Annotated in this window: 23 protein-coding genes; 11 read left to right on the top strand and 12 right to left on the bottom strand. The window is 71.6% G+C overall.

Going from position 1 to position 25,594, the window contains the following annotated elements:
- Positions 1-45: 45 nt before the first annotated feature.
- The 7 genes from IE295_RS22740 to IE295_RS22710 all read right to left on the bottom strand — a co-directional run bounded on the left by IE295_RS22740 (position 46) and on the right by IE295_RS22710 (position 8,779).
- Positions 46-762 carry an ABC transporter ATP-binding protein gene (locus IE295_RS22740; RefSeq protein ID WP_190065575.1) on the bottom strand — a complete coding sequence of 239 codons (717 nt, stop codon included), beginning with the start codon at positions 760-762 and terminating at the stop codon, positions 46-48.
- Entirely contained in the window at positions 759-1,631 is an 873-nt protein-coding gene (locus IE295_RS22735) for an ABC transporter ATP-binding protein (RefSeq protein ID WP_190065574.1), read from the bottom strand. Before IE295_RS22735 ends, IE295_RS22740 begins: the two co-directional genes overlap by 4 nt.
- Positions 1,632-1,636: 5 nt before the next feature.
- On the bottom strand, positions 1,637-3,364 hold the full coding sequence (locus IE295_RS22730) for a branched-chain amino acid ABC transporter permease (RefSeq protein ID WP_190065573.1): 1,728 nt from the start codon (positions 3,362-3,364) through the stop codon (positions 1,637-1,639).
- Positions 3,365-3,369: 5 nt separating this feature from the next.
- Positions 3,370-4,302 carry a branched-chain amino acid ABC transporter permease gene (locus IE295_RS22725; protein WP_190065572.1) on the bottom strand — a complete coding sequence of 311 codons (933 nt, stop codon included), beginning with the start codon at positions 4,300-4,302 and terminating at the stop codon, positions 3,370-3,372.
- Between the two features lie 97 nt (positions 4,303-4,399).
- On the bottom strand, positions 4,400-5,632 hold the full coding sequence (locus IE295_RS22720) for a branched-chain amino acid ABC transporter substrate-binding protein (protein WP_190065571.1): 1,233 nt from the start codon (positions 5,630-5,632) through the stop codon (positions 4,400-4,402).
- Between the two features lie 274 nt (positions 5,633-5,906).
- Positions 5,907-6,368, bottom strand: coding sequence for a PaaI family thioesterase (locus IE295_RS22715; RefSeq protein WP_190065570.1), 462 nt, complete (start codon positions 6,366-6,368; stop codon positions 5,907-5,909).
- Positions 6,369-6,475: 107 nt separating this feature from the next.
- On the bottom strand, positions 6,476-8,779 hold the full coding sequence (locus IE295_RS22710) for an FdhF/YdeP family oxidoreductase (RefSeq protein ID WP_190065569.1): 2,304 nt from the start codon (positions 8,777-8,779) through the stop codon (positions 6,476-6,478).
- 212 nt (positions 8,780-8,991) lie between these two features.
- On the opposite strand from IE295_RS22710, the gene polA reads away from it, so the two are divergent.
- From polA to IE295_RS22690, 4 genes are all read left to right on the top strand, one after another.
- On the top strand, positions 8,992-11,649 hold the full coding sequence (gene polA / locus IE295_RS22705; RefSeq protein ID WP_190065721.1) for a DNA polymerase I: 2,658 nt from the start codon (positions 8,992-8,994) through the stop codon (positions 11,647-11,649).
- 188 nt (positions 11,650-11,837) lie between these two features.
- The gene (locus IE295_RS22700; protein ID WP_190065568.1) at positions 11,838-11,972 is read left to right on the top strand and encodes an SPW_0924 family protein; all 135 of its coding nucleotides are present in this window, start codon (positions 11,838-11,840) and stop codon (positions 11,970-11,972) included.
- A gap of 14 nt (positions 11,973-11,986) precedes the next feature.
- A complete protein-coding gene (gene pgfA, locus IE295_RS22695; protein WP_190065567.1) occupies positions 11,987-13,009 on the top strand; it encodes a cell envelope lipid trafficking protein PgfA in 1,023 nt (340 codons plus the stop codon).
- Entirely contained in the window at positions 13,006-13,197 is a 192-nt protein-coding gene (locus tag IE295_RS22690; protein WP_190065566.1) for a hypothetical protein, read from the top strand. Before pgfA ends, IE295_RS22690 begins: the two co-directional genes overlap by 4 nt.
- Positions 13,198-13,227: 30 nt before the next feature.
- On the opposite strand, the gene hrpB is transcribed toward IE295_RS22690, so the two are convergent.
- Together hrpB and IE295_RS22680 are read right to left on the bottom strand one after the other, a co-directional pair.
- Positions 13,228-15,831 carry an ATP-dependent helicase HrpB gene (gene hrpB, locus IE295_RS22685; protein ID WP_190065565.1) on the bottom strand — a complete coding sequence of 868 codons (2,604 nt, stop codon included), beginning with the start codon at positions 15,829-15,831 and terminating at the stop codon, positions 13,228-13,230.
- A gap of 61 nt (positions 15,832-15,892) precedes the next feature.
- The gene (locus tag IE295_RS22680; RefSeq protein WP_190065564.1) at positions 15,893-16,696 is read right to left on the bottom strand and encodes a class I SAM-dependent methyltransferase; all 804 of its coding nucleotides are present in this window, start codon (positions 16,694-16,696) and stop codon (positions 15,893-15,895) included.
- A 430-nt stretch (positions 16,697-17,126) separates the two neighbouring features.
- Between IE295_RS22680 and rpsA the strand changes: the two genes are divergently transcribed.
- The 7 genes from rpsA (at position 17,127) to IE295_RS22645 (ending at position 22,588) form a co-directional block, all read left to right on the top strand.
- The gene (gene rpsA, locus IE295_RS22675; RefSeq protein WP_190065563.1) at positions 17,127-18,626 is read left to right on the top strand and encodes a 30S ribosomal protein S1; all 1,500 of its coding nucleotides are present in this window, start codon (positions 17,127-17,129) and stop codon (positions 18,624-18,626) included.
- A 153-nt stretch (positions 18,627-18,779) separates the two neighbouring features.
- Positions 18,780-19,724 (top strand): PAC2 family protein, encoded by a 945-nt coding sequence (locus tag IE295_RS22670; protein ID WP_190065562.1) that lies wholly within the window; start codon positions 18,780-18,782, stop codon positions 19,722-19,724.
- 24 nt (positions 19,725-19,748) lie between these two features.
- Positions 19,749-20,351 (top strand): dephospho-CoA kinase, encoded by a 603-nt coding sequence (gene coaE, locus IE295_RS22665; RefSeq protein WP_190065561.1) that lies wholly within the window; start codon positions 19,749-19,751, stop codon positions 20,349-20,351.
- Between the two features lie 214 nt (positions 20,352-20,565).
- On the top strand, positions 20,566-21,147 hold the full coding sequence (locus IE295_RS22660; RefSeq protein WP_190065560.1) for a hypothetical protein: 582 nt from the start codon (positions 20,566-20,568) through the stop codon (positions 21,145-21,147).
- A 74-nt stretch (positions 21,148-21,221) separates the two neighbouring features.
- On the top strand, positions 21,222-21,548 hold the full coding sequence (locus tag IE295_RS22655) for a hypothetical protein (protein WP_190065559.1): 327 nt from the start codon (positions 21,222-21,224) through the stop codon (positions 21,546-21,548).
- A complete protein-coding gene (locus tag IE295_RS22650; protein WP_190065558.1) occupies positions 21,545-22,279 on the top strand; it encodes a hypothetical protein in 735 nt (244 codons plus the stop codon). The genes IE295_RS22655 and IE295_RS22650 overlap by 4 nt, the downstream gene beginning before the upstream one ends.
- A gap of 15 nt (positions 22,280-22,294) precedes the next feature.
- The gene (locus IE295_RS22645) at positions 22,295-22,588 is read left to right on the top strand and encodes a hypothetical protein (protein ID WP_190065557.1); all 294 of its coding nucleotides are present in this window, start codon (positions 22,295-22,297) and stop codon (positions 22,586-22,588) included.
- Positions 22,589-22,622: 34 nt separating this feature from the next.
- On the opposite strand, the gene IE295_RS22640 is transcribed toward IE295_RS22645, so the two are convergent.
- The 3 genes from IE295_RS22640 to IE295_RS22630 form a co-directional block, all read right to left on the bottom strand.
- Positions 22,623-22,895, bottom strand: a complete 273-nt coding sequence (locus IE295_RS22640; protein ID WP_190065556.1) for a DUF6343 family protein — start codon at positions 22,893-22,895, stop codon at positions 22,623-22,625.
- Between the two features lie 51 nt (positions 22,896-22,946).
- Positions 22,947-24,377 (bottom strand): WGR domain-containing protein, encoded by a 1,431-nt coding sequence (locus IE295_RS22635; protein ID WP_190065555.1) that lies wholly within the window; start codon positions 24,375-24,377, stop codon positions 22,947-22,949.
- A gap of 166 nt (positions 24,378-24,543) precedes the next feature.
- A complete protein-coding gene (locus tag IE295_RS22630) occupies positions 24,544-25,515 on the bottom strand; it encodes a glycerophosphodiester phosphodiesterase (RefSeq protein WP_190065554.1) in 972 nt (323 codons plus the stop codon).
- Between the last annotated feature and the right edge of the window lie 79 nt (positions 25,516-25,594).

The following is a 25,594-nucleotide window of genomic DNA, read 5'->3' as shown; positions in this document are numbered from 1 at the left end:
TTGAGGGGCCCGTGTCCGATGGACGCGGGTCCTTTTTGCGTGCCCTCAGTCCTCGCCGAGGTAGGCCTTGCGTACGGATTCGTCGTGGAGGAGGTCGGTTCCGGTGCCGGAGAGGACGATTTTGCCTATTTCCATGACATGGCCGCGGTCGGCGAGGGAGAGGGCGGCCTGGGCGTTCTGTTCGACGAGCAGGATGGTGGTGCCGGAGGCCTTGAGTTCGGCGATGGTGTCCATGATTTTGCGCATCATGATCGGTGAGAGGCCCATGGAGGGTTCGTCGAGCATGAGGAGTTTGGGGCGGGACATCAGGGCGCGGCCCATGGCGAGCATTTGTTGTTCGCCGCCGGAGAGGGTGCCGGCGGGTTGTTTGGCTCGTTCGCCGAGGATGGGGAAGAGCTCGTAGGCGCGGTGGATGTCGTGGGTGATGCCGGTGGTGTCCTTGCGAAGGAAGGCGCCGAGCTGGAGGTTTTCGGTGATGGTGAGGCGGGGGAAGATGTGGCGGCCTTCGGGGGAGTGGGCGAGGCCGAGGGCGACGATGTGGTGGGCGGGGGTGCCGGTGATGGGGTGGCCGTTGAAGCGGATGGTGCCGGTGGTGGGGGTGAGGAGGCCGGAGAGGGTGCGGAGTGTGGTGGTCTTGCCGGCGCCGTTGGTGCCGATGAGGGTGACGACTTCGCCGGCTTCGACGGTGAAGGAGATTCCTTTGACGGCTTCGATCTTTCCGTAGGCGACGCGGAGGTTGTCGACTTCGAGGAGGGCGGTCATCGGTCGGTGTCCTCCGCTGCGTGGGCTTCGGCCGCTTCGACTTCGGCGGCTTCTTCGGTGCCGGGTGCTCCTTCGAAGGGCGTGCCGAGGTAGGCGGCGATGACGCGTTCGTCGCTCTGGACGGTGCGGGGTGTGCCTTCGAGGAGTTTTTCGCCCTGGACGAGGACGGCGACGTGGTCGCAGAGGTTGAAGATGAAGCGCATGTCGTGCTCGATGACGAGGACGGCGGTGCCCTGGTCGCGGATGGCGAAGACGAGCTGTTCGGTGGTGCGGGTCTCGTGGGGGTTCATTCCGGCGGTGGGCTCGTCGAGGAGGAGGAGTCCGGGGTCGCTGGCGAGGGCGCGGGCGATTTCGAGCTTGCGTTGTTCGCCGTAGGGGAGGTTGCGGGCGAGGTGGTCGCGTTTGGGGGCGAGGCCGGTGAAGTGGAGGAGTTCCATGGCGCGTTCCTCGGAGGCTTTTTCGGCGCGACGGAAGGCGGGGCCTCGTAGGAGGGCGGAGAAGAGGCCTTCTTTGGTGCGGGTGTGGCGGCCGACGAGGACGTTTTCGAGGACGGTCATGTTGGCGAAGAGGCGGATGTTCTGGAAGGTGCGGGCGATGCCTGCCTGGGTGACGAGGTGGGGTTTGGGGGGCAGGTCGGTGCCGCGGTAGGTGACGGTGCCTTCGGTGGGGACGTAGAGGCCGGTGAGGCAGTTGAAGAAGGTGGTTTTGCCGGCGCCGTTGGGGCCGATGAGGCCGACGATCTGGCCTGGGTTGACGGTGAGGTCGACGGCTCGTACGGCGGTGAGTCCGCCGAAGCGCATGGTGACGCCGGTGGCGGTGAGGACGGGGGTGTCGTCGGGGGCGTTCGGGGCGGGGGCGGTGGTGGTCATGGTGGTTACGCCTCCGCCTTGGTGAGGGGTATGGGGCCGCCCGTGGCGGGTGGTTCGTGGAATTCGAGCTGTTGTCGTCGGTTGGGAATGATTCCTTCGGGGCGGAAGCGCATGAGGAGGATGAGGGCGGCGCCGAAGGCGAGGAGTTGGTAGTCCTGGAGGAATTGCAGTTTGGCGGGGATGAGGTAGAGGAGGGCGGCGCCGAGGAGGGGGCCGGTGATGGTGCCCATGCCGCCGAGGATGACGGCGGCGAGGAGGAACGCTGAGTTGGGGGGTACGGGGCCGGCGAAGACGTACTGCTCGGGTACGACGGTGGTGGAGACGTGGGCCTGGACGGTGCCGGCGAGTCCGGCGAGGGTGGCGCCGAGGGCGAAGGCGATGAGTTTGACGCGGAATCCGTTGATGCCCATGGCGGTGGCGGCGGTTTCGTCCTCTCGGATGGCGATCCAGGCGCGGCCGATGCGGGAGTTTCCGGCGCGGCTGAAGACGAGGACGACGAGGAGGGTGACGAGGAGCATGAGGAGGTAGTAGTTGGCGAAGGGGTTGAGGGTGAGGCCGCCGAGGGTGTGGGTGTCGCCGAAGTTGTAGCCGAGGATGCTGAGGTTGGGGATGTTGGGGATCCCGTTGGGGCCGTTGGTGACTGAGGGGCCGGATTCGCCGTTGAGGTTGCCGACGGCGATGCGGAAGATCTCTCCGAAGCCGAGGGTGACGATGGCGAGGTAGTCGCCGCGCAGGCGGAGGGTGGGGGCCCCGATGAGGACGCCGAAGACGAGGGAGGCGGCGGCGCCGGTGAGGGCGGCGGCCCAGAAGGGGAAGTGGATGTGGAGCGTGGAGGCGGTGGAGCCGGAGACGAGGGCGGCGGTGTAGGCGCCGACGCCGAGGAAGGCCACGTAGCCGAGGTCGAGGAGGCCGGCGAGTCCGACGACGACGTTGAGGCCGAGGGCGACGGTGGAGAAGATCAGGATGTTGACGACGATGAGGGTGTATTCGTCGGTGTCCTGGGTGAGGGGGAAGAGGGCCGCGGCGGCGAAGGCGGCGGTGACGGTGACGCGCCGGTGGGTGGCTGTGAGCCGGGAGAGCCGGGTGATGAGTCCGGCTTTGGCGAGTGCGGCGGTGGTGAAGCCGGTCAGGAGCAGGAAGCCGGTGAAGAGTTCTCCGTAGGCGGTGCCGATGCCGTAGGTCAGGACGGAGAGGCCGAGTCCGAAGGCCGCGGCGATGATGAGGATTTCGGCCCATGAGGGCAGGGGCTTGGGTGGCGGCGGTGGTGTGGGGCGTCCGCTGGGCAGGGCGAGGGCGCCGAGGGTGGTGATGAGGGAGGTTGCTCCCGCGAGGTAGCCGCCGGGTTCGAGGTTGACGATGCCGCCGAGTTGTACGGCGATGGCGATGAGGGTGTACCAGGTGGTGGCGAGGGTGCCGAGGGCCAGGTGACGGGTGGCGGTGTTGCTGCGGGTGGGGCTGAGCCAGCGCAGGCCGGGGGTGCCCGTGGTGGCAAGGGTGTGGGCGATGGTGAGGATGGCGCCGGTGAGGGTGAGGAGCTGGAGCCCGCCGGGGTAGCCGGTGACGGTGAGGTTGCCGGGGAAGGCCTGTGTCCAGGTCCAGGCGAGGAAGGTGGAGGCGAGGGTGAGGGCGGCGCCCGCGATGACGGTGATGCGGGCGGCGGCGGGGGGCAGGGGGATGCGGGGGATCGCGGTGATGCCGGCGGTCTTCCCGGTGGGTGGGTTCTTCGGGTTCATGGGTCTCACGCCCGATCCGCTACGCGTTCGCCGAGCAGGCCCTGTGGCCTGACGAGGAGGACGACGATGAGGAGGACGAAGGCCCAGACGTCCTTCCAGCCTCCGCCGCCGAGTTGCTGCATTCCGGGGATGTGCTGGATGTAGGTGGTGGAGGCGGCTTCGGCGATGCCGAGGACGACTCCGCCGAGCATGGCGCCGTAGATGTTGCCGATGCCGCCGAGGACGGCGGCGGTGAAGGCCTTCAGTCCGAGGATGAAGCCCATCTCGAAGTTGATCTGTCCGGCGCGCAGGCCCTGGGCGACGGCGGCGACGGCGGCGAAGGCGCCGCCGATGGCGAAGGCGATGACGATGATGCGGTCGGTGTTGATGCCCATGAGGCGTGCGGTGTCGGGGTCCTGGGCGGTGGCCTGCATGGCGCGGCCGGTGCGGCTCTTGGCGACGAACAGGCCGAGGGCGAGCATGCACAGGGGTGCGGCGGCCAGGACGAAGAGGTCGTCGCGCTGGAGGTGGATGCTGCCGGTGAGTTCGAAGGCGTCGCCCTGGAACTGGGGGAAGCCGCGGGATTTCTTGGCGTCGGGGTAGAAGGCCCAGATGATCTGCTGGAGGGCGATGGACAGGCCGATGGCGGTGATGAGGGGGGCGAGGCGGGGGGCGTCGCGCAGCGGGCGGTAGGCGAAGCGTTCGGCGGCGGTGGCGACGGCGACGGAGGCGATGGCGCCGCCGAGGAGCATGAGGGGGAGGGCGGCGGCGAGGGGGACGGAGTCGGGGAGCCAGAGGCGGACGGTGAGGGCTCCGAAGCCTCCGATCATGACGATCTCGCCGTGGGCGAAGTTGATGAGCTGGACGATGCCGTAGACCATGGTGTACCCGATGGCGATGAGGCCGTAGAGGGCACCGAGGGCGAGGCCGCTGAGCAGTGTTTGCGGCAGTTCGTGCACCGCGTTCCTCCCCGTTGGGGTGTGGTGGGGTGCCCGCGCGAGCGGGTGTGGCGTGCCGGCTCGCGCGGGTGCGGGTGGGTGCTCGGGGTGGCTGCGGTCAGTCCTGGAAGGTGGCGCTCTTGACGGACTTCCATGCGCCGTTGGTCACCTGGTAGACGGTGAGCTGTTTGTTGGTGGTGTCGCCGTACTGGTCGAAGGAGACCTTTCCGGTGACGCCGTCGAAGGAGACCTTGCCCACGGCGTCGAGGATTTTGGCGCGGGGGTCGGCCGGGAGCTTGCCGTTGTTGTCCGCGACGGTCTTCTTGACGGCCTGGATGATGGCCCAGGCGGCGTCGTAGGAGTATCCGCCGTAGGTGGCGTAGGGGTCTTTGTAGCCGCCGGCGTTGTAGTTGGTGACGAAGGCCTTGGCGGAGTCGAGTTCTTCGACGGGGTAGCCGACGGAGGTGCCGAGGTCGCCGTCGTTGTTCTCGCCGGAGGCGGTGACGAAGCCGGGGTTGTAGATGCCGTCGCCGCCCATGAGGGGGATGCGGGCGCCGGCTTTCTTGACCTGGTCGGAGAGGAGTCCGCCTTCGGGGAACTGGCCGCCGAAGTAGACGGAGTCGGCTCCGGAGTTCTTGATTTTGTTGGCGATGGCGGTGAAGTCGGTCTCTTTGACGGTGAGGTGGTCGGTGCCGGCTATCTCGCCGCCGAGGCGTTTGAATTCCTGGATGAAGATGGCGGCGAGTCCGGCGCCGTAGGTCTGTTTGTCGTCGACGACGAAGACCTTTTTCTTCTTGGCGTCCTTGTAGAAGTACTGGGCGGCGAAGCGGCCTTGGATGATGTCGGTGGTGGCGGTGCGGAAGTAGGTGGCGAAGGGGCGTTTCTTCTCGCCCTTGGCCCAGTTGTCGCCCTGGGTGAGGGCGGGGTTGGTGTTGGCGGGGGATATCTGGGTGAGGTCGGCCTTGGCGAAGACGCCCTGCATGGACTGGGCGACGCCGGAGTTCATGGGGCCGACCATGCCGACGACGCTCTTGTCGGCGACGAGCTTGGCGGCGTTCTGCTGTCCGGTGCCGGGGACGGCCTGGTCGTCGAGGGCGACGGTCTTGAAGGTGACGCCTTTGACCTCGTTGTTCTTGTTGGCGGTCTTGACGGCGAGGTCGACGGAGTTCTTGATGCCCTGGCCGAAGGGGGAGAGCGAGCCGGTCAGCGGGGCGTCGATGCCGATCGCCACGGTGGTCTGCTTGCCACCGCTGTCGCCGCCTCCCTTGTCGTCGCGTGATCCGCAGGCGGACAGGGCGAGGGCGGTGGTGGTGAGTGCGGTGGTGAGGACGAGGAGGGAACGGTGGCGCACGGTGAGTCCTTTCCCTGGCGCGGCGGCCTCTGCCGAGGTGCCGGTTCGCTCGCCGGGCGCGAGGAAAGGTGCTGTGCTGGCTGGGTGATTCGCCCGGCGGGGTCGTGATGGGCCGTGACTCTAAGGGGTGGGCGCCGGGGTGGGGCAGAGGTGCTGACCATGATGTGACTGTCTTGTTATGACGCAGATCACGTTCCGCTTCGGGCGCCGGTCGCGGTGGGCCGCGGCCGGCGCCGGCGGGGCCGGTCCTGGGAGGGGCGGGCGGTGGTGCGGGTCAGCTCGCGTCGTTGTCACGCAGGAGGCAGGTCAGGCGGGCGGAGCAGACGCGCTTGTCCTGCTCGTCGGTGACGACGATCTCGTAGGTGGCGGTGGTGCGTCCGCGGTGGACGGGGGTGGCCACGCCGGTGACCAGGCCGGAGCGGACGCCGCGGTGGTGGGTGCAGTTGAGGTCCACGCCGACGGCGAAGCGGCCGGGCCCGCCGTGGAGCATGGCGCCGACCGAGCCGAGGGTCTCGGCGAGGACGGCGGAGGCGCCGCCGTGCAGGAGTCCGTAGGGCTGGGTGTTGCCCTCGACCGGCATGGTGCCGACGACGCGGTCGGGGGAGGCCTCGACGACGCGGACGCCCATGCGCTCGCCGAGGTGTCCGGCGGAGAACAGGGCGTTCAGGTCGAGGCCGCTGCCGGCCCACTGCTCGAGGATCTCCGGCGGGAAGGTGGTCCTGCTGTGCTCGCCCATGCGTCGTCGCTCCGATCGTCGTCGGTGGTTGTCGTGTGAACGTCTTTTCAGCTGAACGATACTTTCGTCAACCACCGACAACTGCTTGTCCGGCGCTCCTTTTTGCCCTACCGGCCCGACGGGTCCTCCTCGGCGCGCCCGGCCGGCTCCAGGCGGATGACGACGGACTTGCTGGCCGGGGTGTTGCTGGTGTCCGCGGTGTGGTCCAGGGGAATCAGGACGTTGGTCTCGGGGTAGTAGGCGGCGGCGCAGCCGCGTGCGGTGGGGTAGTGGACGACGCGGAAGCCGGGGGCGCGGCGTTCGCTGCCGTCGGTCCATTCGCTGACGAGGTCGGCGTAGTCGCCGTCGGCGAGGTGGTGGGCGGCGGCGTCGTCGGGGTGGAGGAGGACGACGCGGCGGCCGTTCTTGATGCCGCGGTAACGGTCGTCGAGGCCGTAGATGGTGGTGTTGTACTGGTCGTGGGAGCGGAGGGTCTGCAGGAGCAGGCGGCCTTCGGGTGCGCGCGGGTACTCGACGTCGGCGGCGGTGAAGTTGGCCTTGCCGGTGGCGGTGGGGAAGGTGCGGCTGTCGCGGGGGCCGTGGGGGAGGGTGAAGCCGCCGGGGCGGGCGACGCGGGCGTTGAAGTCCTCGAAGCCGGGGATGACGCGGGCGATGCGGTCGCGGATCGTCGCGTAGTCCTTCTCGAACTCCTCCCAGGGCGTGCGGCTGGCGGTGCCGAGGACGCGGCGGGCGAGGCGGCAGACGATGGCGGGCTCGGACAGCAGCTGGGGGCTCGCGGGGGCGAGGCGGCCGCGGGAGGCGTGGACCATGCCCATGGAGTCCTCGACGGTGACGAACTGGTCGCCGGCGCTCTGCCGGTCGCGTTCGGTGCGGCCGAGGGTGGGCAGGATCAGGGCGCGTGCTCCGGTGATGACGTGGGAGCGGTTGAGCTTGGTGGAGACGTGGACGGTGAGCCGGGCGCGGCGTACGGCGGCTTCGGTGACGTCGGTGTCGGGGGTGGCGGAGACGAAGTTGCCGCCCATGGCGAAGAAGACCTTGGCCTGTCCGTCGCGCAGGGCGCGGATGGCGCGTACGACGTCGAGGCCGTGGGCCTGTGGCGGGGTGAAGCCGAATTCCTTCTCGAGGGCGTCGAGGAATGCCGTGGAGGGGCGTTCGAAGATGCCCATGGTGCGGTCGCCCTGGACGTTGCTGTGGCCGCGGACGGGGCAGACGCCGGCGCCGGGGCGGCCGATGTCGCCGCGCAGGAGCAGGAAGTTGACGACTTCCTTGATGGTGGGGACGGCGTGTTTGTGCTGGGTGAGGCCCATGGCCCAGCAGACGACGGTGCGCTTCGAGGCGAGGACCATGCTCAGGGCGGCCTCGATGTCCTGGCGGCGCAGGCCGGTGGCGCGCAGGGTCTCGTCCCAGTCGGCGGTGCGGGCGGCGGCCGCGAAGTCCTCGAAGCCGTGGGTGTGCTCCTCGATGAAGGCGGTGTCGACGGCGCCTTCGGTCTCGAGGAGGAGCTTGTTCAGGAGGCGGAAGAGGGCCTGGTCGCCGCCGAGGCGGATCTGCAGGAAGAGGTCGGTGAGGGCGGTGCCGCCGCCGGCGAGGCCGCGGGCGTTCTGCGGGTTCTTGAACCGTTCGAGGCCGGCCTCGGGGAGCGGGTTGACCGTGATGATCTTCGTGCCGCCGCGCTTGGCCTGTTCCAGGGCGCTGAGCATGCGCGGGTGGTTGGTGCCGGGGTTCTGTCCGGCGACGATGATCAGGTCGGCCTTGTAGAGGTCCTCGAGGAGGACGCTGCCCTTGCCGATGCCGATGGTCTCGGTGAGTGCGGAGCCGGACGACTCGTGGCACATGTTGGAGCAGTCGGGCAGGTTGTTGGTGCCGAATTCGCGGGCGAAGAGCTGGTAGAGGAAGGCGGCTTCGTTGCTGGTGCGGCCGGAGGTGTAGAAGACGGCTTCGTCGGGGCCGGTCAGGGCGTGGAGCTCTTCGGCGATGATGTCGAAGGCGCGTTCCCAGCTGACGGGTTCGTAGTGGTCGGCGCCTTCGGCGAGGTACATGGGGTGGGTGAGGCGGCCCTGCTGGCCGAGCCAGTAGCCGCTGCGTCCGGCGAGGCTCGCGACGGGGTGGTCGGCGAAGAAGGCGGGGGTGACGCGGCGCAGGGTGGCTTCCTCGGCGACGGCCTTGGCGCCGTTCTCGCAGAATTCGGCGGCGTGGCGCTTGTCGGGTTCGGGCCAGGCGCAGCCGGGGCAGTCGAAGCCGTCCTTCTGGTTGACCTTGAGGAGGGTGAGCGCGGTGCGGCGTACGCCCATCTGTTCGTGGGCGATGCGCAGTGTGTGGGCGATGGCGGGCAGGCCGGCGGCGGCGTGCTGCGGGGCGGTGACGTCGGGTGCGTCCTGTACGGGATCGCCGGTGGGCGGTGTGCCTGCCATCTCGCTCCCCCTTGAGCGGGTCGGTGGTGCGCGCGGGCGCGCGTACGGTGCCGATCCTTGCACGGGGTGCGGAGGGCGTGGGGGCGAGGGCGGTGTGGCCGGGATTGTCAGTGGTCCGTGGCAGGATCGGGGGCGTGGCAGCAAAGGCATCGAAGACGAACGAGACGACCGGCACCGAGGCAGTGGAGGGAGGCCGCCCCCGTCTGCTGTTGATGGACGGGCACTCCATGGCGTACCGGGCGTTCTTCGCGCTGCCCGCGGAGAACTTCACGACCTCGTCCGGCACGACGACGAACGCGGTGTACGGCTTCGCGTCGATGCTGGCCAATACGCTGCGTGACGAGCGGCCCACGCACTTCGCGGTGGCGTTCGACGTCTCGCGCAAGACGTGGCGCTCGGAGGAGTTCCCGGACTACAAGGCGACGCGTTCGGCGACCCCGGACGAGTTCAAGGGGCAGGTGACGCTGATCGGCGAGCTGCTGGACGCGATGAGCGTGCGGCGCTTCGCCGTGGACGGCTTCGAGGCCGACGACGTGATCGCCACGCTGGCCACGGAGGCGGAGGCGGAGGGCTTCGAGGTCTCGATCGTCACCGGCGACCGGGACGCGTTCCAGCTGATCACCGATGCGGTGACGGTGCTGTATCCGACGAAGGGCGTCTCGGAGCTGACGCGTTTCACGCCGGAGAAGGTCGTGGAGAAGTACGGCCTGTCGCCGCAGCAGTATCCGGACTTCGCGGCGCTGCGCGGCGACCCGTCGGACAACCTGCCGGGCATCCCGGGCGTGGGCGAGAAGACGGCCGCGAAGTGGATCAACCAGTTCGGTTCGTTCGCGGAGCTGGTGGAGCGCGTCGAGGAGGTCAAGGGCAAGGCGGGGCAGAATCTGCGGGATCACCTGGAGGCGGTCAAGCTCAACCGCCGGCTGACGGAGATGGTGCGGGACGTGAAGCTGTCCACGCACCCGGACGACCTGGAGCGCCAGGCGTACGACCGGCTGGCGCTGGTGTCGTTCCTGGAGCGGCTGGAGATCCGCAACCAGGGCCTGCGGGACCGTCTGCTGGCCGCCGACCCGGGCGGGGAGTCCGCCGAGGAGCCGGCCGTGGAGGCGGGCGCCGAGGTGGACGGGACCGTGCTGGGCACGGGAGAGCTGGCGCCGTGGCTGGCCGAGCACGGCGCGGGCCCGCTGGGCGTGGCCGTCACCGACACCTGGTCGCGCGGTGCGGGCCGGGTCGAGGAGGTGGCTCTGGCCACGGGCGAGGGCCCGGCGGCCTGGTTCGACCCGGCGGAGCTGGACGAGGCCGACGAGCGGGCGTTCGCCGCGTGGATCGCGGACGGGGCGCGGCCGAAGGTGATGCATGACGCGAAGGCCGTGATGCGGGTCTTCGCCGATCACGGCTGGGTGGTCGAGGGCGTGGTGATGGACACCGCGCTGGCCGCCTATCTGGTCAAGCCGGGCCGCCGGTCCTTCGCCCTGGACGCGTTGTCGGTGGAGTACCTGGGCCGTGAGCTGGCCACGGCCGCGGCCGGTGACGGGCAGCTGGCCTTCGGCGCCGACGAGCAGGCCGAGGCGGACGCCCTGATGGGCCGGGCCCGTACGGTCCTGGACCTGGGGGACGCGTTCGCGGGCCGGGTCAAGGAGGTGGGCGCGGCGGATCTGCTCACGGACGTGGAGCTGCCGACCAGCGCGGTGCTGTCGGACCTGGAGCGGTCGGGCATCGCCGCGGACCGGGGCTGGCTGGAGCGGATGGAGCAGCAGTTCGCGGCCGCGGTGCAGCAGGCGGTGGCGGAGGCGCACGCGGCGGCGGGCCGGGAGTTCAACCTGGGCTCGCCCAAGCAGCTGCAGGAGGTGCTCTTCGGGGAGCTGGGCCTGCCGAAGACGAAGAAGACCAAGACCGGGTACACCACGGACGCCGACGCCCTGGCCTGGCTCGCGGCCCAGACGGAGAACGAGCTCCCGGTGATCATGCTGCGTCACCGTGAGCAGTCCAAGCTGCGCTCCACGGTCGAGGGGCTGATCAAGGCGATCGCGCCCGACGGCCGTATTCACACCACCTTCAACCAGACGGTGGCGGCGACGGGCCGGCTGTCCTCCACGGACCCCAACCTGCAGAACATCCCGGTGCGCACGGACGAGGGCCGGGCGATCCGCCGCGGCTTCGTGGTCGGCGAGGGCTTCGAGTCGCTGATGACGGCCGACTACAGCCAGATCGAGCTGCGCGTGATGGCCCACCTGTCCGAGGACGAGGGCCTGATCGAGGCGTTCCTCTCGGGGGAGGACCTGCACACCACCGTCGCCTCCCAGGTGTTCGGCGTCGCCAAGAGCGACGTCGACCCCGAGATGCGCCGCAAGATCAAGGCGATGTCGTACGGCCTGGCCTACGGCCTGTCGGCGTTCGGCCTCTCGCAGCAGCTGAACATCGCGCCCGACGAGGCCCGTCGTCTGATGGACACGTTCTTCGAGCGGTTCGGCGGGGTGCGCGACTATCTGCAGCGCGTCGTGGAGGAAGCCCGGGCCACGGGCTACACCGAGACGATGCTGGGCCGCCGCCGCTATCTGCCGGACCTCAACAGCGACAACCGCCAGCGTCGTGAGATGGCCGAGCGGATGGCGCTCAACGCCCCGATCCAGGGCACGGCCGCCGACATCGTCAAGATCGCGATGCTGCGGGTGGCCGTGGCGCTGGAGAGCGAGCGGCTCAGCTCCCGGATGCTGCTGCAGGTGCACGACGAAATCGTGCTCGAGATCGCGCCGGGGGAGCGGGAGCGGGTGGAGGAGCTGGTCCGCCGGGAGATGGCCGGTGCCGTCGAGCTGCGGGCGCCGCTGGACGTGTCGGTGGGTGTCGGCGCGGACTGGGAGTCCGCGGCGCACTGATCGCGCCCCTGTGATGTACGGCCCCTCTTTCCCCGCGGGAGGAGGGGCCGTGCGCGTTCCCGGGGCGGCCGTGGGCGTGGGGGCCGTGGGGGTTCTCGCGCGCGTGGTTCTCATCCGCGGCGCGCGTTGCTACCGTGCCCATTCCTGACGCCTCGTCAGGTCCGGGGAATCCCGCCGGGAGGCTTCGCATGCGCGCACTGGCCGCCGCGGCCGCCGGACTGGCCGCCGCCCTCGCCCTCGTCCTCGCCGTCACCGCCCTCGGGCCGCCCGGCGGCGAGACCTCCCCCGAGCCCCTGCTGTCCTCCCCGCCCGCGCACCCTTAAAAGGGGGGACCGCCGTGCGCCGCCGAGCGAGCCTGGTCCTGCTGGCCCTCGCCGTGTTCTGCACGGCCCTGTCACCCCTGCTGCGCTGGTACGCCTTCCCCCGCCTGGCCAAGGTCCCGGCCGGCCACTACCAGGCGGTCGTCCTGGAGGCGAAGGACGCCACCCTCATCGACTACGCCACGCTCGAGCCCCGTCGGGTCCCCAAGGTCACCATGGTCCAGACCGTCAAGGGCAACGTCGAACAGGCCCGCCGCGTCAAGGCCGCCACCGGCCGGGACGTCGTCGTCTGGGACACCCTCACCCACGCCGCCGGACCCGACGGCGCGATGGTCTCCCGCATCCCCGAGCGCTACGTCTTCGACGCCCACAGCCAGCAGCCCGTCCACGCGGGCGGCGAACACGTCGACGACACCCCCGTGCGCCGCGACGGCATCGAGTTCAAGTGGCCCTTCCTCGTCGAGAAGCGCGACTACCGCTACTTCGGCATGATGACCCGCACCTCCGCCCCCATCCACTACAAGGGCACCCGCACCTTCCGCGGCCTGGACGTCTACTACTTCGAACAGACGATCCCGTGGACCGAGGTGCCGCTCCCCAGGCAGCTGCCGCTCGGTATCACCCCCGACACCGTCCGGCAGCTCGGGCTCGAGCGCTGGTACACCACCCGGCGCATGTTCTGGGTCGACCCCGTCACCGGCGCCCCCGTCAACGGCGAGGAGATCCACCGCGAGGAGATGCGCTGGACCGGCCACCCGGAGAAGAAGCCCATCACCGCCTTCGCCGGGCACGTGAAGATCCGCCCCGACTACGTCGCCCACACCGTCGCCACGGTCAAGGGCCAGCGGCAGCTCGTCCTCCTTCTCACCCGCCACCTCCCCCTGGGCCTGCTCGCCCTCGGCCTCGCGCTGCTCGCCGCGGCGCTCGTCCTCGAGGCCCGAGATCGGCGTGCGCCCGCAACAGAAGTGGCACACGATGGAGGGAAACCCGAACGGCCGACCCCCGGCGAGGGGGCGCTGAGCAGAGGAGGCTCGCCGTGAAGGAGAGTCCCGAGGACACGTCCACCACGTCCCGCCCGCGCCGGCTCTACACCGGCGGCGAGCGGCCCTTCGACCCCGAGGACCTGGTCATGGCCTCCGGCCGGGACGTGACACCCGAACGCGTGGAGCAGGCCAAGCGCCTCATCGAGGAAGAGGGGGCGGCGGCAGTCGAGCGGTACCTCCCCTGACCGCCCCGGCGACGGCCGGGCGGCGGTTGCTCAAGGGCGGCGCGCGGTGGTGCGGCGCGTCGCCGTGGCCGTGGAAGGGTCCTCGGGCCACGGATGCCGGGGGTATCGGCCGCGCAGCTCGGCCCGTACCGCCCGGTATCCGTCCTTCCAGAACGACGCCAGGTCGGCCGTGACGGCGGCGGGCCGCCCGGTCGGCGACAGCAGGTGGACCAGGACGGGCACGCGCCCGCCCGCCACCCGCGGCGTGTTCTCCAGCCCGAAGAGCTCCTGCAGCTTGACCGCCAGCACGGGCTGATCACCCCCGTAGTCCACCCGGATCCGCGAGCCGCTGGGCACCTCGAGGCGCTCCGGCGCCAGCTCGTCCAGGCGCGCCGCCTCCCCGGTCGCCCACGGCAGCAGGCTCCGCAGTGCCGCGCCCGCGTCCACCCGCTCGAGGTCCGCGCGCCGTCGCGCCCGGTCCAGCTCCGTCCCCAGCCACTCGTCGGCCCGCTCCAGCAGCGCGGCCTCCGAGACGTCCGGCCAGGGTTCGCCCAGCTCACGGTGGAGGAACGCCAGCCGCTGCCGCAGGGCGGCCGCCTCCGCGCCCCAGCGCAGCAGCCCCACCCCCTCGGCCCGCAGGCCCTCGAGCAGCGCGGCCCGTACGAGCCGGGGATCCGGCGCGGGCAGCGGGCTCGAGGCCAGTTCCACGGCGCCCAGCCGCGCCACGCGCCGGGCCACCACGTCGCGCCGCCCGGCCGACCACGCCACCTCCTCGCCCTCGGCGAACAGCGCCCCGGCTGCCGCCCTCGCCGTGTCCTCGTCGATCACGGCGCCCAGGCGCACCCGGGCGGAGGCGGCCGAGACCGGCCGGTCGGCCACGGCCACCGCGAGCCAGGGCGCGCTGCGCAGCCGCGAGCCGTCGCCCAGCTCGGCGCCCGTTCCCGACACCATCAGATACGCACTCTCGCCGCGCGCCCGCGCCACCCGCTCGGGGAAGGCCAGGGCCGCGACCAGGCCCGCCGCCGCGTCGTCGGTGAGCCCTCCGGCCGCCGGCGTGTCGTCCGTACGCGTCCGGGGGGCCGCGGCCTCGTCGGTGACGGCCCGCAGCGAGCCCTCGAGCCGGCGCGCCTCCGCCCGCCACCGGGCGCCGTAGGCGTCACCGCCGCGGCGGGCGGAGCGCCAGGCGGCCGCCAGGTCGTCGCCGTACTCGCGGGGCGGTTCCTCGCTCAGCAGCGCCACGATCTCCGCCGCGCGGCGCGCGCCCACCTCCCGCGCGCCGTCCAGAAGGGCGCGCGCCAGACGCGGGTGCACCCCCAGCCGCGCCATCCGGCGGCCCCGGTCGGTGGGGCGCCCCTCGGCGTCGACGGCACCCGTGGCCGTCAGAACGGCGCGCGCGGCGCCGAGCGCGCCGGCCGGCGGCGCGTCGAGGAGCACGAGGGTGGACGCGAGCGGGTCGCCCCAGCAGGCGGCCTGCAGGGCGAACGCCGTCAGGTCCGCGACCGTGATCTCCGCGGCCGGGAACGCCGGCAGCCGCGTCTCGTCCGCCTCCGCCCAGCACCGGTACACCGTCCCCGGCGCCTCGCGCCCGGCGCGGCCGGCCCGCTGCCGGGCCGAGGCGCGGGACGCCCGTACGGTCGTCAGCGCGCTCAGGCCCCGGGCGTGGTCCGTCCGCGGCTCCCGCGCCAGACCCGCGTCCACCACGACCCGCACCCCCGGCACGGTCAGGCTCGACTCCGCCACCGACGTCGCCAGCACCACCCGCCGCGTCCCCGAGCCGCCCGCCAGCACCGCGTCCTGCACGGCGGCCGGCGCCCTGCCGTGCACCTGCAGCACCTCCGCGCCGCCCGGCGCCCCCGCCCCGCCCAGCAGACCCGCGACACGCCCGATCTCGCCCACGCCGGGCAGGAAGCACAGGACGTCGCCCTCGCGCTCGTCCAGCGCCCGGCGGACGACGGCGGCGACGTGCTCGAGCAGGGCGGGGTCCACGCGCATCCCGTGCGGCGGCCGCACCGGGCGGCGCGGCGGGGCCCAGACCACCTCCACCGGGTGCGAGACGCCCCGGGCCTCGACGACGGGCGCGTCGCCCAGCAGGCGGGCCCAGCCCTCGGCGTCCGTCGTGGCGGACGCCGCGACCAGCCGCAGCTCCGGGCGCAGGGCCGCGCGCACGTCCAGCAGGAAGGCGGCGGCGGTGTCGGCGTCCAGATGGCGCTCGTGGCACTCGTCGAGGACGACCGTGTCGATCCCGGCGAGCTCGGGATCGCGCTGCAGGCGCTGCAGCAGCACGCCGGTGGTGACGACCTCGACCACGGTGGCGGGTCCGGCACGCCGCTCGCCGCGGACGGTGAAGCCCACCCGGCCGCCGACCTCCTCGCCCAGCAGCCAGGCCATGCGGCGGGCGGCGGCGCGCGCGGCGATCCGGCGCGGCTCCGCGACCACGACGCGGCGCACCGGGGCGGAAGGAGCGGTGTCCTGCCCGGCGGCCGCCAGTCCGGCCAGGACCAGCGGCACCAGGGTGGTCTTGCCGGTGCCGGGCGGGGCGCACAGGACGGCCGCGCCGTGGTCGTCGAGGGCCCGGGCGAGGTCGGGCAGGGCCGCTCGTACGGGCAGCCGGTGCAGGGCGTCGGTGCGGGTCGCGGGGGCGTCGGTGCGGGTCACGCACCCAGTCTCGCCGAGGGCGCGGGGCCCGCCCCGGCGGGGCCGGGCCCGGCCCGGTGCGTCAGTCCCGCTCGCAGACGAAGATCGCCGTGCCCGGGATGAGGTTGCCGCGCAGGGGGGACCAGCCGCCCCACTCCTGGTGGTTCCAGGCCGGCCACTCGGGCTCGACCAGGTCGACCAGGCGGAATCCGCCCGCCACCACGTCGCGCACCCGGTCGCCGAGCGTGCGGTGGTGCTCGACGTAGACGGCCCGGCCCTCGTCGTCCTGCTCCACATAAGGGGTGCGGTCGAAGTAGGAGGCGGCCACCGACAGGCCCTCCGGGCCGGGCTCGTCCGGGAAGGCCCAGCGGATGGGGTGGGTGACGGAGAAGACCCAGCGGCCGCCGGGCCGCAGCACCCGGTGCACCTCGCGCATCACGCGGACCGGATCGGCGACGAACGGCACCGCTCCGTAGGCCGAGCACGCCATGTCGAAGGAGCCGTCCGCGAAGGGCAGTGCCCCGGCGTCGGCCTCCACCAGCGGGAAGCCGACGCCGATGCGCAGCGCGTGCTGCAGCTGGCGGTGGGAGAGGTCCAGGGCCACCGGGCGGGCGCCCCGGGCGGCCAGCCAGCGGGAGCACTGGGCGGCGCCGGCGCCGATCTCCAGGACGCGCAGGCCCTTCAGGCCGCTCGCGGGGCCGAGCAGGGCGGCCTCCGCCTCGTCCAGGCCCTCGGGTCCCCAGACGAAGCGGTCGTCGCCGAGGAAGCCGCCGTGTTCGCGCTGGTACTCGTCCGCGTTGCGGTCCCACCAGCCGCGGCTGGCCCGGCTGCTCTCCGTCTCGCCGGTCTCACGGCGGGTGGCCTCGGGCTCGTATTCTTGGGTCATCTCGGCGGTCGCACCTCGGTGATCGATCTTTGGTGCTCGATCTTCGCAGGTTCTCGCCGCAGGTTCTCGCCTGAGCATGACGCTGGGGCGCTGCCGAGGCTCTGCCGGGGCCCTCGTGGCCTCGCAAAACCTAAGTTGTGCCGGAATTGGAGCGATTCGTCCCGGGTGTGCGCCTTCGCGCATTGACCCTGTCCGGCTCCCCCCGTATGCTACAAGTTGCGCTGCGGGCCTGCGCGCCTCAGACGGAGCAGGCCGCGCTCGCACTTGTTGTATGTCCCCTCGGTTGTCGAGGCGCTCCCGGTTTCTTACGGGTCTTAGGGCTCTTTTCGAAGAGTGCGTCTCCAAGGCTGTCCGGCTTCGGCAGTGCGATACGGGCTCTCGGCGTAGCAGTGCCTACGACTTCAATGTCCGTACCGGAGCCCTTTCCCACATGACGAGCAGCACCGAGACCACCGCCACCACCCCGCAGGTTGCGGTCAACGACATCGGTAACGAGGAAGCCTTCCTCGCCGCGATCGACGAGACGATCAAGTACTTCAACGACGGCGACATCGTCGACGGCGTCATCGTGAAGGTCGACCGGGACGAGGTCCTGCTCGACATCGGTTACAAGACCGAGGGTGTCATCCCCTCGCGCGAGCTCTCGATCAAGCACGACGTCGACCCGAACGAGGTCGTCAAGGTCGGCGACGAGATCGAGGCCCTGGTTCTCCAGAAGGAGGACAAGGAAGGCCGCCTGATCCTCTCGAAGAAGCGCGCCCAGTACGAGCGCGCCTGGGGCACCATCGAGAAGATCAAGGAAGAGGACGGCATCGTCACCGGTACCGTCATCGAGGTCGTCAAGGGTGGTCTCATCCTCGACATCGGCCTCCGTGGCTTCCTGCCGGCCTCCCTGGTCGAGATGCGTCGCGTCCGCGACCTCCAGCCCTACGTGGGCAAGGAGCTCGAGGCCAAGATCATCGAGCTGGACAAGAACCGCAACAACGTGGTCCTGTCCCGCCGCGCCTGGCTGGAGCAGACCCAGAGCGAGGTCCGCCAGACCTTCCTCACCACCCTCCAGAAGGGTCAGGTGCGCTCCGGCGTCGTCTCCTCCATCGTCAACTTCGGTGCCTTCGTGGACCTGGGCGGCGTCGACGGTCTCGTCCACGTCTCCGAGCTGTCCTGGAAGCACATCGACCACCCGTCCGAGGTTGTCGAGGTCGGCCAGGAGGTCACCGTCGAGGTTCTCGACGTGGACATGGACCGCGAGCGCGTCTCCCTGTCGCTCAAGGCCACCCAGGAAGACCCGTGGCAGCAGTTCGCCCGGACCCACCAGATCGGTCAGGTCGTCCCGGGTAAGGTCACCAAGCTCGTTCCCTTCGGTGCGTTCGTGCGCGTCGACGAGGGCATCGAGGGCCTGGTCCACATCTCCGAGCTGGCCGAGCGCCACGTGGAGATCCCGGAGCAGGTCGTCCAGGTCAACGACGAGATCTTCGTCAAGGTCATCGACATCGACCTCGAGCGTCGTCGCATCAGCCTCTCGCTGAAGCAGGCCAACGAGTCCTTCGGTGCCGACCCGTCCGTGGTCGAGTTCGACCCGACCCTGTACGGCATGGCCGCGTCCTACGACGACCAGGGCAACTACATCTACCCCGAGGGCTTCGACCCCGAGGCCAACGACTGGCTGCCGGGTTACGAGAAGCAGCGCGAGGAGTGGGAGCGCCAGTACGCCGAGGCGCAGCAGCGCTTCGAGCAGCACCAGGCGCAGGTCATCAAGTCCCGCGAGGCGGACGCCGAGGCTGCGGCCGAGGGCGCCCAGGCCGCCCCGCAGGCCGGTGGCCAGGCTTCCGGCGGTTCGTACTCCTCGGAGTCGGCCGACACCTCCGGCGCCCTGGCGTCGGACGAGGCCCTCGCCGCCCTGCGCGAGAAGCTCGCCGGCGGCCAGAGCTGAGGCTCTGACCGGCAGCAGCTGACAGCTGACTGATGTAAGGCCCGCTCTCCTTGGAGAGCGGGCCTTACTCATGCCCGCAGTCCGGCCTCCCCGGGAATGGCCGGGGCCTCCAAGGACGTTCCCCCGTACGGAACATGAGGAGGAACGGTCACTGTGTTGGATCCGCAGGGTTTGTACGAATGGGAGCCCAAGGGGCTCGCCGTGGCCGACCTGGCCCTGGCTCAGGACACCGCTGGTCTGGTCATGCTCTACCACTTCGACGGCTACATCGACGCCGGTGAGACGGGCGACCTGATCGTCAAGCGGCTGCTCGACGGCCTGCCGCACCAGGTCGTCGCCCGCTTCGACCACGACAGGCTCATCGACTACCGGGCACGTCGCCCCCTGCTGACGTTCCAGCGCGACCGGTGGGCCGACTACGAGACCCCGGCCATCGAGCTGCGCCTGGTGCAGGACGCCACGGGCGCCCCCTTCCTCCTGCTCAGCGGCCCCGAGCCGGACGTGGAGTGGGAGCGGTTCGCCGCCGCCGTGCGCCAGCTGATCGAGCGGCTCGGCGTGCGCCTGTCCGTGAACTTCCACGGCATCCCCATGGGCGTCCCCCACACCCGCCCGGTCGGCCTCACCCCGCACGGCAACCGCACCGACCTCATGCCCGGTCACCGCGGCTACTTCGACGAGGCCCAGGTGCCCGGCAGCGCCGAGTCCCTCATCGAGTACCGCCTGGCCGAGGCCGGCCACGACGTCCTCGGCGTCGCCGCCCACGTCCCGCACTACGTCGCCCGCTCGCCCTACCCCGACGCCGCCCTCACCGCCCTCGAGGCGATCACCGCGGCCACCGGCCTCGTGCTGCCCACCGCCGCCCACTCCCTGCGCAACGCCGCGCTGCGCACGCAGGAGGAGATCGAGCGCCAGATCGCCGAAGGCGATGAGGAGCTCGTCTCGCTCGTCCGGGGCCTCGAGCACCAGTACGACGCCGTGGCCGGCGCCGAGACCCGCGGCAACCTGGTCGCCGAGCCCGTGGACCTGCCCTCCGCCGACGAACTGGGCGCGGAGTTCGAGCGCTTCCTCGCCGACAGGGAGGGCGACGGCGGACGCTGACCGGGTGCCCTATAGCGTGGGCCCATGCTGAAGGTGGGCCTCACGGGCGGAATCGGCGCGGGCAAGAGCGAGGTGTCACGGCTCCTGGCCTCGTACGGAGCGGTGATCGTCGACTCCGACAGGATCGCGCGGGAAGTGGTCGAGCCGGGCACCCCCGGGCTCGCGGCGGTCGTCGCCGAGTTCGGGCCCGGCGTCCTCACCCCCGAGGGCACGCTCGACCGCCCGAAGCTCGGCGCGATCGTCTTCGCCGACCCGGACCGGCTCGCCGCCCTCAACGCCATCGTCCACCCGCTCGTCCGCGCCCGGTCCGCCGAGCTCGAGGCGGCGGCGGACGCGGCGGCCGTCGTCGTCCACGACGTCCCCCTCCTCGCCGAGAACGGGCTCGCCCCCCTCTACGACCTCGTCGTGGTCGTCGACGCCGGCACCGGGACCCGCCTCGACCGCCTCGTACGGCAGCGCGGCATGGCTCCCGACGAGGCCCGCGCCCGCATGGCCGCACAGGCCACGCGCGAGCAGCGGCTCGCCGTCGCCGACATCGTCATCGACAACGACGGCCCGCTCGAGACGCTGGAACCCCGGGTCAGGGCGGTGTGGGAGGACCTGCGGCGGCGGGCGGCCCAGGACTGACAGCGGCCGGCCCGTTCGTCATATCGGGTGAGACCCGCAGCGCCGCGCGGGACGGGCCGGACGGCCCGGAAGCGGCTTCGTACCGGCCTTCCGGGCCCCGGCGACGCGCGTGACCGCGGGCCGGAAAGGCGTCGTGCCGCCCCGGAGGCCCGGCGCGGATGAGTAGCGTTGCGCCCTCGACAGCGTCAGTGGACCTGGTGTGAGGGGAGCACTCATGGCCATGCCCGAAATGCTCGGCGTGAGCCCGATCGCGCCCCCGCCCGGCCGGAGGTACCGGACCCGCCTCGGCGGGTTCTGCGTCGTCCTGGCCGGGCTCGCCCTCATGGAACTCTCGGTCACGCACGCCGTGAAGGCCGTCGGCTACGCGGCCGACAAGGGCACCGTGACGGTCGCCCACTGCCGCATCCGCCCGGCGCACGGCCACACTCACGAGTCGAGCGTCTGCGGGGGCGTCTACCGCCCCGCCGGCGGCGGCACCGTGCGCAGGGACGCCGAAGTGGACGGGTGGTACGTGCCCGGGGAACGAGTGACCGTCTACCGCGAGTCCTCCGAGTACTTCCTCCTCGGCATGCGGGCCTTCTGGGGCTGGCTGATCCTCTTCTTCTTCGGCATGCTCATCTCCGCCCACGGCATGGTGACCATCGTCGTCGGGTTCCGCCGTACGACCATCGCCCAGTTCGCCGCCGCCCGCGCGTTGGTCGGACGCTCCCTCATGGCGGAGCCCGTGAAGTGGCTGCGACGGGTGGGAGGCGTCGGCGCGCTGCTGTGCCTCGTGCTGGCGCTGGTGACGCCGTAGTGCGTGACGTCGCCATGGGACGTCGCATTGCCGTCGGACGCGGGGTGCGTCCATCGCGAAAAGGGGAGGAACCGGTGGGACTTCAGGTGGACACCGGCCGGCTGGAGCAGTTCTCCCGGCAGGTCGGCAGAGGGGCGGAGGACGCCGGGGAACTGCTGCTCTACGCCCGCATGTTCACGCACGTTCCCGCCGAGGAGAAAGGGCTGATGGCCGACGTGACCGGATACCACGGCGTCGTACGCGGCGAGGTGCTGAGCGCCCTCCAACGGCTCACCGGCATTCTGCGGCATTCCTCGGACGAGTTACGCGCCTCGGCGTCCTATTACCGGCACACCGACAGGGACGTGGCCGCCGACTTCGACGCGGCCCGCCCGCCGGTGAGGCGGCCGGGCCGGCCATGACCTTCACCGATGTCGCGGAACCCACGACGTATCTCGTGGCCCCGGCGGAACCCGACGAGTTCACCGATCCCATGAAGGCGATCAACGCGGTGGGCGACGTGCTCAGCCCCGGATCGTGGCTGCTGAAACTGGCCGAGCTGATGCTGCCCAAGGACCCGGTGGAATGGGCGCAGCACATCTTCGCCGGGAACTGGAAGGCCTACGCCGAATGCTCCCAGGCCTGGCGGAACCTCGGCCGGTCCTGCGAGGCCCTGGCCCGCAACCTCGAGTCGGGCAACGCCACGATCGACGCGAGCTGGCACGGCAACGCCGCCGACTCGGCATTCCTCTATTTCGACGCCCTGCGGAGGAACCTCGAGGAATTCCGCGATTCCCTGTACACGATGAGCGGTGAATACGTGGCCATCGCGCAGTCGGTCGCCGTCGCCGCCGAGGCCGTCAGCCAGTGCATCGGCGCGATCGTCGACGCCGTGGTCACCGCGGCCATCGCGGCCGCCGCCTCCACGGCCGCCGGATGGACCGGCTGGGCCGCCGCGATGGGATACGCGCTGGGAGCGGCGGAGGCCAGGATCATCCTCAAGGAGTGGGGGCGGATGACCCACCTCGTCAACGCCGCCCAGGTGAGCGTGAGCGCCGGCTACGCCGCGATCGAGCGCGTCGGCGGTGACATCACGGCCAGGCTCAACGCCTTTCCCCTGCCCCGCGCGAGCTACGACCACCCGGCAGTCTGAGCCAGGAGCGACCCCATGGGTGAACGAGAAGTCGGCCACGAGGAGTTCCTCGCCCCCGGCCGCGACGAGACGCAGGCCCGCGTCGTCCACCGGGCCCTGCGGCACCTGGCCGACGGAAGCGCCGGCGAGGTCCTGCGGGAGATGGCCCGCGAGGTCCTCTCCGGCCGCCTCGGCCTCAACGAGGCCGTACGGGTCGGCGCGTACGCCGAGGCACTGGGCGAGCGGACCCGGCCGCTTCAGGAGGCATGGGAGCGCGGGCCCGCGCGCGGCCCGCAAGGCCCGGAGGCGACGCCACCGGGCGGCCGGTAGCGGGCGCTGCCGGGGCCGCGGCGGCTCGAGCGGGCTAGCGGCGCGGTCGTCCCTCGTCGACCGGTTCGTAGGGCGGGACGTCGCGGCCCGGCTGGTAGTGCGGGCCCTGCCGGATGTGGCGGATGATCGCCATCAGGTCGACGACGGTCACCAGCAGTAGCAGCCCGCAGGCGAGCGCCCACCCCATCCGGCCCGCGGCGGCGAAGGCCGCCGTGCCGGCCGCGGCGCACACCAGTCCGAATACGGCGAGCCCGCAGCGCAGCCGCAGGGGGCTGCGGGCGGTGCTCGGTTCGTTGCCCGTACGCATGGCGCACCATCTCCCACTCCCAGGATCCACCCGGGCGGGCGGTGCCGGGCGTCAGAGCAGGCGCTGGATCTCGCCGCGCACGCGGTAGAAGCCGGACGCCGTGGGGGAGAGGGCCTCGACGACGTAGCGGGCGCCGGCCTGGCGTATGTGGCGGGGGAACTGGACGTTCCAGGTGGGTTCGTAGCCGTCGGAGACGACGTGGACACGGAGCCGGCCGCCTTCCTGGACGCACTCGACCACGATGCCGGAGGCGGGCGGGGCACAGACCGTGGCGACCGTGGTGGCGGGGGCGTACGTGGGCAGCGCGGCCGCCGACTTGATGTCCACCGGCACGGGGACCGTGCCGGCCCGCGCGGCCGCGATGGCGCTCTCCGAGGCGTCGGCGCAGACCAGGGAGCCGTCGGTGGTGACCATGTAGAGCTTCTCGTCGAGGTACTGCATGGACAGCGCCGAGCCGCCGCCCGTACCGAGCTTCCACAGCCGCGTGCCGTCCGCCGCGAAGCAGTACACGGACGAGGAGGAGTCGCCGGCGAAGACGTAGCGGCCGTCCGGGGCGGTGGCGCAGGAGTAGACCGCCGCGTCGCAGCGGTACGTGGCCTCCACGGCGCCGTCGGCCTTGGACAGGCGCTGGACGACGCTGCGGTTGGTCCCCGCGTACACCGCGTGCGCCTCCTGCCAGCCGAAGAGCACGGAGCCGGTGGTCCGCGTGTGCCACAGCTCGCCGCCGCCGTCCTGGGCGTACGCGGTCACGCCGGCGCTGTGGCCGTGGTAGACCGCGCGCTCGTCCCGGCGCACCATCCAGGCCGCCTGGCCGGAGCTCCTGCGCGACCACTGGTACTCGTCCTCGTGGTCGATGACGGTGAGGCCGCCGTCGCGGTCGGCGACGTTGAGGACGCCCTCATGGATGTCGAGCCAGAAGATGTCGACGTCGGAGGCGATCTCGTAGGCCGCGAAGGGCACCTTGGCGGACAGGTCGTACACCGTGCCGTCGTCACAGCCCGCGTAGATCCAGAAGTCGTCCGCCACCAGGCACTTGACGCCGTCCGGCAGGCGGTAGCGGGCGAGCACCTCGCCGTCGTGACCCAGGGTGTAGACGTCACCGGCCTGGTTGCCCACCCAGCAGCGGTCCTCGCCGATGTGGATGCCGAACGCGGCGGAGCCGGTGCGGAAGCGCCACAGGACCGGGGCGACCGCGCGGGCCGTGGAGGGGGCGGAGGCGACCTGGCGGCGCGTCACCGGCCGGGCCGGCCGGCTGCCGGGAACGGCGGGCGCGTAGCCCTTGCGCACCTTCTCGCCGATCTTCTTCGCCGCCGCGGCCCGCGCCTTCTCGGCGGTGGGGAAGACCGAGCTCTGCAGCTGTCCCGGTGCGCCGATCCGCCCGTAGCGCACGGCCACCGCCGTGCCGTCGACCGTCACCTCGTAGAACTTGTGCGCCCCGCCGCCGTCCTGGGACAGCTCCAGGTACGTCGTGTTCCCCGCCATGGCAATGCCCCTCTCCCACCGGCCACGGCGGCCGGTCTCGACTTGGGGGGAACGCTAGGGGCTGCCACTGACAATCGGTCACGAGCCGCCGCAGCGGCGGACGGAGGGGGGCGCTCCGGCCCGGCGGCCGGGCCGGAGCGCCCCCCTCCGGGGAATCAGCGGCGGTTCACAGCGCGCTGTCCAGGGCCTTCTCCGCGTCGGACACGTCCGGCAGCCCGTCGAGGAACGAGGGGTCGTCCGCGTCGTCGGACAGGGCGTCCGCGATGACGTGCGGGGCGTTGGTGATGATGCCGTCGACGCCCATCCGGGCCAGGGAGACCGCCTCGTCGGCGTCGTCGACGGTCCACGCCGAGACCTCCAACGGCCGGCCGTGCGGGCCCTTGAGGGCGTGGACCGAGCGCAGCCAGGCGGGGGTGACGTTCTTGTAGCTCGGGTTGATCTGGTCGGCGAAGGCGGCGTAGGAGCGCAGCTCGGACGCCTTGGGGGCGCCCAGGAAGCCCTTCTTGAGGTCGGGGCGGAGCGTGTGCAGGGTCCTCAGGGAGGAGGCGTTGAAGCTCTGGACGACCAGCCTGCCTCTGACGTGCGCCGCGTCGAGCCAGCCGGCGCGGCGCAGTTCCGCGACTATCTGCCGCTCGATGCCGGGGTAGAGCTCCGGCGCCTTCACCTCCAGCAGCAGCTTCTGCCGGTTGTGGTCGACCCGGCGCAGGTAGCGGTCGAGGGTCGGCACCCGCTCGCCCTTGAAGCGGCGGTCGTACCAGCTTCCGGCGTCCAGCGTGCGGATCTCGGCGAGGGTGAAGTCGGAGACCTTCCACGGCGCGCGCCGGGGGTAGAGCCGCTTCACGTCGGTGGTCCGCTCCAGGGTGGTGTCGTGCATGACGACCAGCGCGCCGTCCTTGGTGCGCTGGACGTCGTTCTCCACCCAGACGGTGCCCAGCCGGGCGGCCCTGTCGATGGACGCCAGGGTGTTCTCCGGCGCCTGGACCGGCACCCCGCGGTGGCCGATGACCACCGGCTCGGCGGGGCGCGTGGTGGCGCCCGCCGGGGCGGCGGCGAGGCCGACCGAGGACAGGGAGGCGAGCGTCGTCAGGGACAGGGCGAGAAGTGCGCTGGTCACGGTGGAGACGGGACGGATGCGCATGGCGGCTCCTCGTGGCGTCCGGACCGGGCGCGGCGCTCGCGCCCGGCCAGCGTGTACGGAAAGTCGTACCTGGTGCACG

This window comes from Streptomyces griseocarneus, assembly GCF_014655595.1.
GTDB lineage: Bacteria > Actinomycetota > Actinomycetes > Streptomycetales > Streptomycetaceae > Streptomyces > Streptomyces griseocarneus.
The sequence above is the reverse complement of the archived record's forward strand: the minus strand, read 5'-3'. Positions and strand labels throughout refer to the sequence as shown.

Coding starts and splice junctions, on each gene's coding strand:
- IE295_RS22640 (WP_190065556.1), bottom strand. CDS start 22,895: ATGCGTACGGGCAACGAACCGAGCACCGCCCGCAGCCCCCTGCGGCTG.
- rpsA (WP_190065563.1), top strand. CDS start 17,127: ATGACGAGCAGCACCGAGACCACCGCCACCACCCCGCAGGTTGCGGTC.
- IE295_RS22635 (WP_190065555.1), bottom strand. CDS start 24,377: ATGGCGGGGAACACGACGTACCTGGAGCTGTCCCAGGACGGCGGCGGG.
- IE295_RS22715 (WP_190065570.1), bottom strand. CDS start 6,368: ATGGGCGAGCACAGCAGGACCACCTTCCCGCCGGAGATCCTCGAGCAG.
- IE295_RS22680 (WP_190065564.1), bottom strand. CDS start 16,696: ATGACCCAAGAATACGAGCCCGAGGCCACCCGCCGTGAGACCGGCGAG.
- IE295_RS22645 (WP_190065557.1), top strand. CDS start 22,295: ATGGGTGAACGAGAAGTCGGCCACGAGGAGTTCCTCGCCCCCGGCCGC.
- IE295_RS22730 (WP_190065573.1), bottom strand. CDS start 3,364: ATGAACCCGAAGAACCCACCCACCGGGAAGACCGCCGGCATCACCGCG.
- IE295_RS22630 (WP_190065554.1), bottom strand. CDS start 25,515: ATGCGCATCCGTCCCGTCTCCACCGTGACCAGCGCACTTCTCGCCCTG.
- IE295_RS22660 (WP_190065560.1), top strand. CDS start 20,566: ATGGCCATGCCCGAAATGCTCGGCGTGAGCCCGATCGCGCCCCCGCCC.
- polA (WP_190065721.1), top strand. CDS start 8,992: ATGGACGGGCACTCCATGGCGTACCGGGCGTTCTTCGCGCTGCCCGCG.
- IE295_RS22650 (WP_190065558.1), top strand. CDS start 21,545: ATGACCTTCACCGATGTCGCGGAACCCACGACGTATCTCGTGGCCCCG.
- IE295_RS22740 (WP_190065575.1), bottom strand. CDS start 762: ATGACCGCCCTCCTCGAAGTCGACAACCTCCGCGTCGCCTACGGAAAG.
- IE295_RS22735 (WP_190065574.1), bottom strand. CDS start 1,631: ATGACCACCACCGCCCCCGCCCCGAACGCCCCCGACGACACCCCCGTC.
- IE295_RS22710 (WP_190065569.1), bottom strand. CDS start 8,779: ATGGCAGGCACACCGCCCACCGGCGATCCCGTACAGGACGCACCCGAC.
- coaE (WP_190065561.1), top strand. CDS start 19,749: ATGCTGAAGGTGGGCCTCACGGGCGGAATCGGCGCGGGCAAGAGCGAG.
- IE295_RS22700 (WP_190065568.1), top strand. CDS start 11,838: ATGCGCGCACTGGCCGCCGCGGCCGCCGGACTGGCCGCCGCCCTCGCC.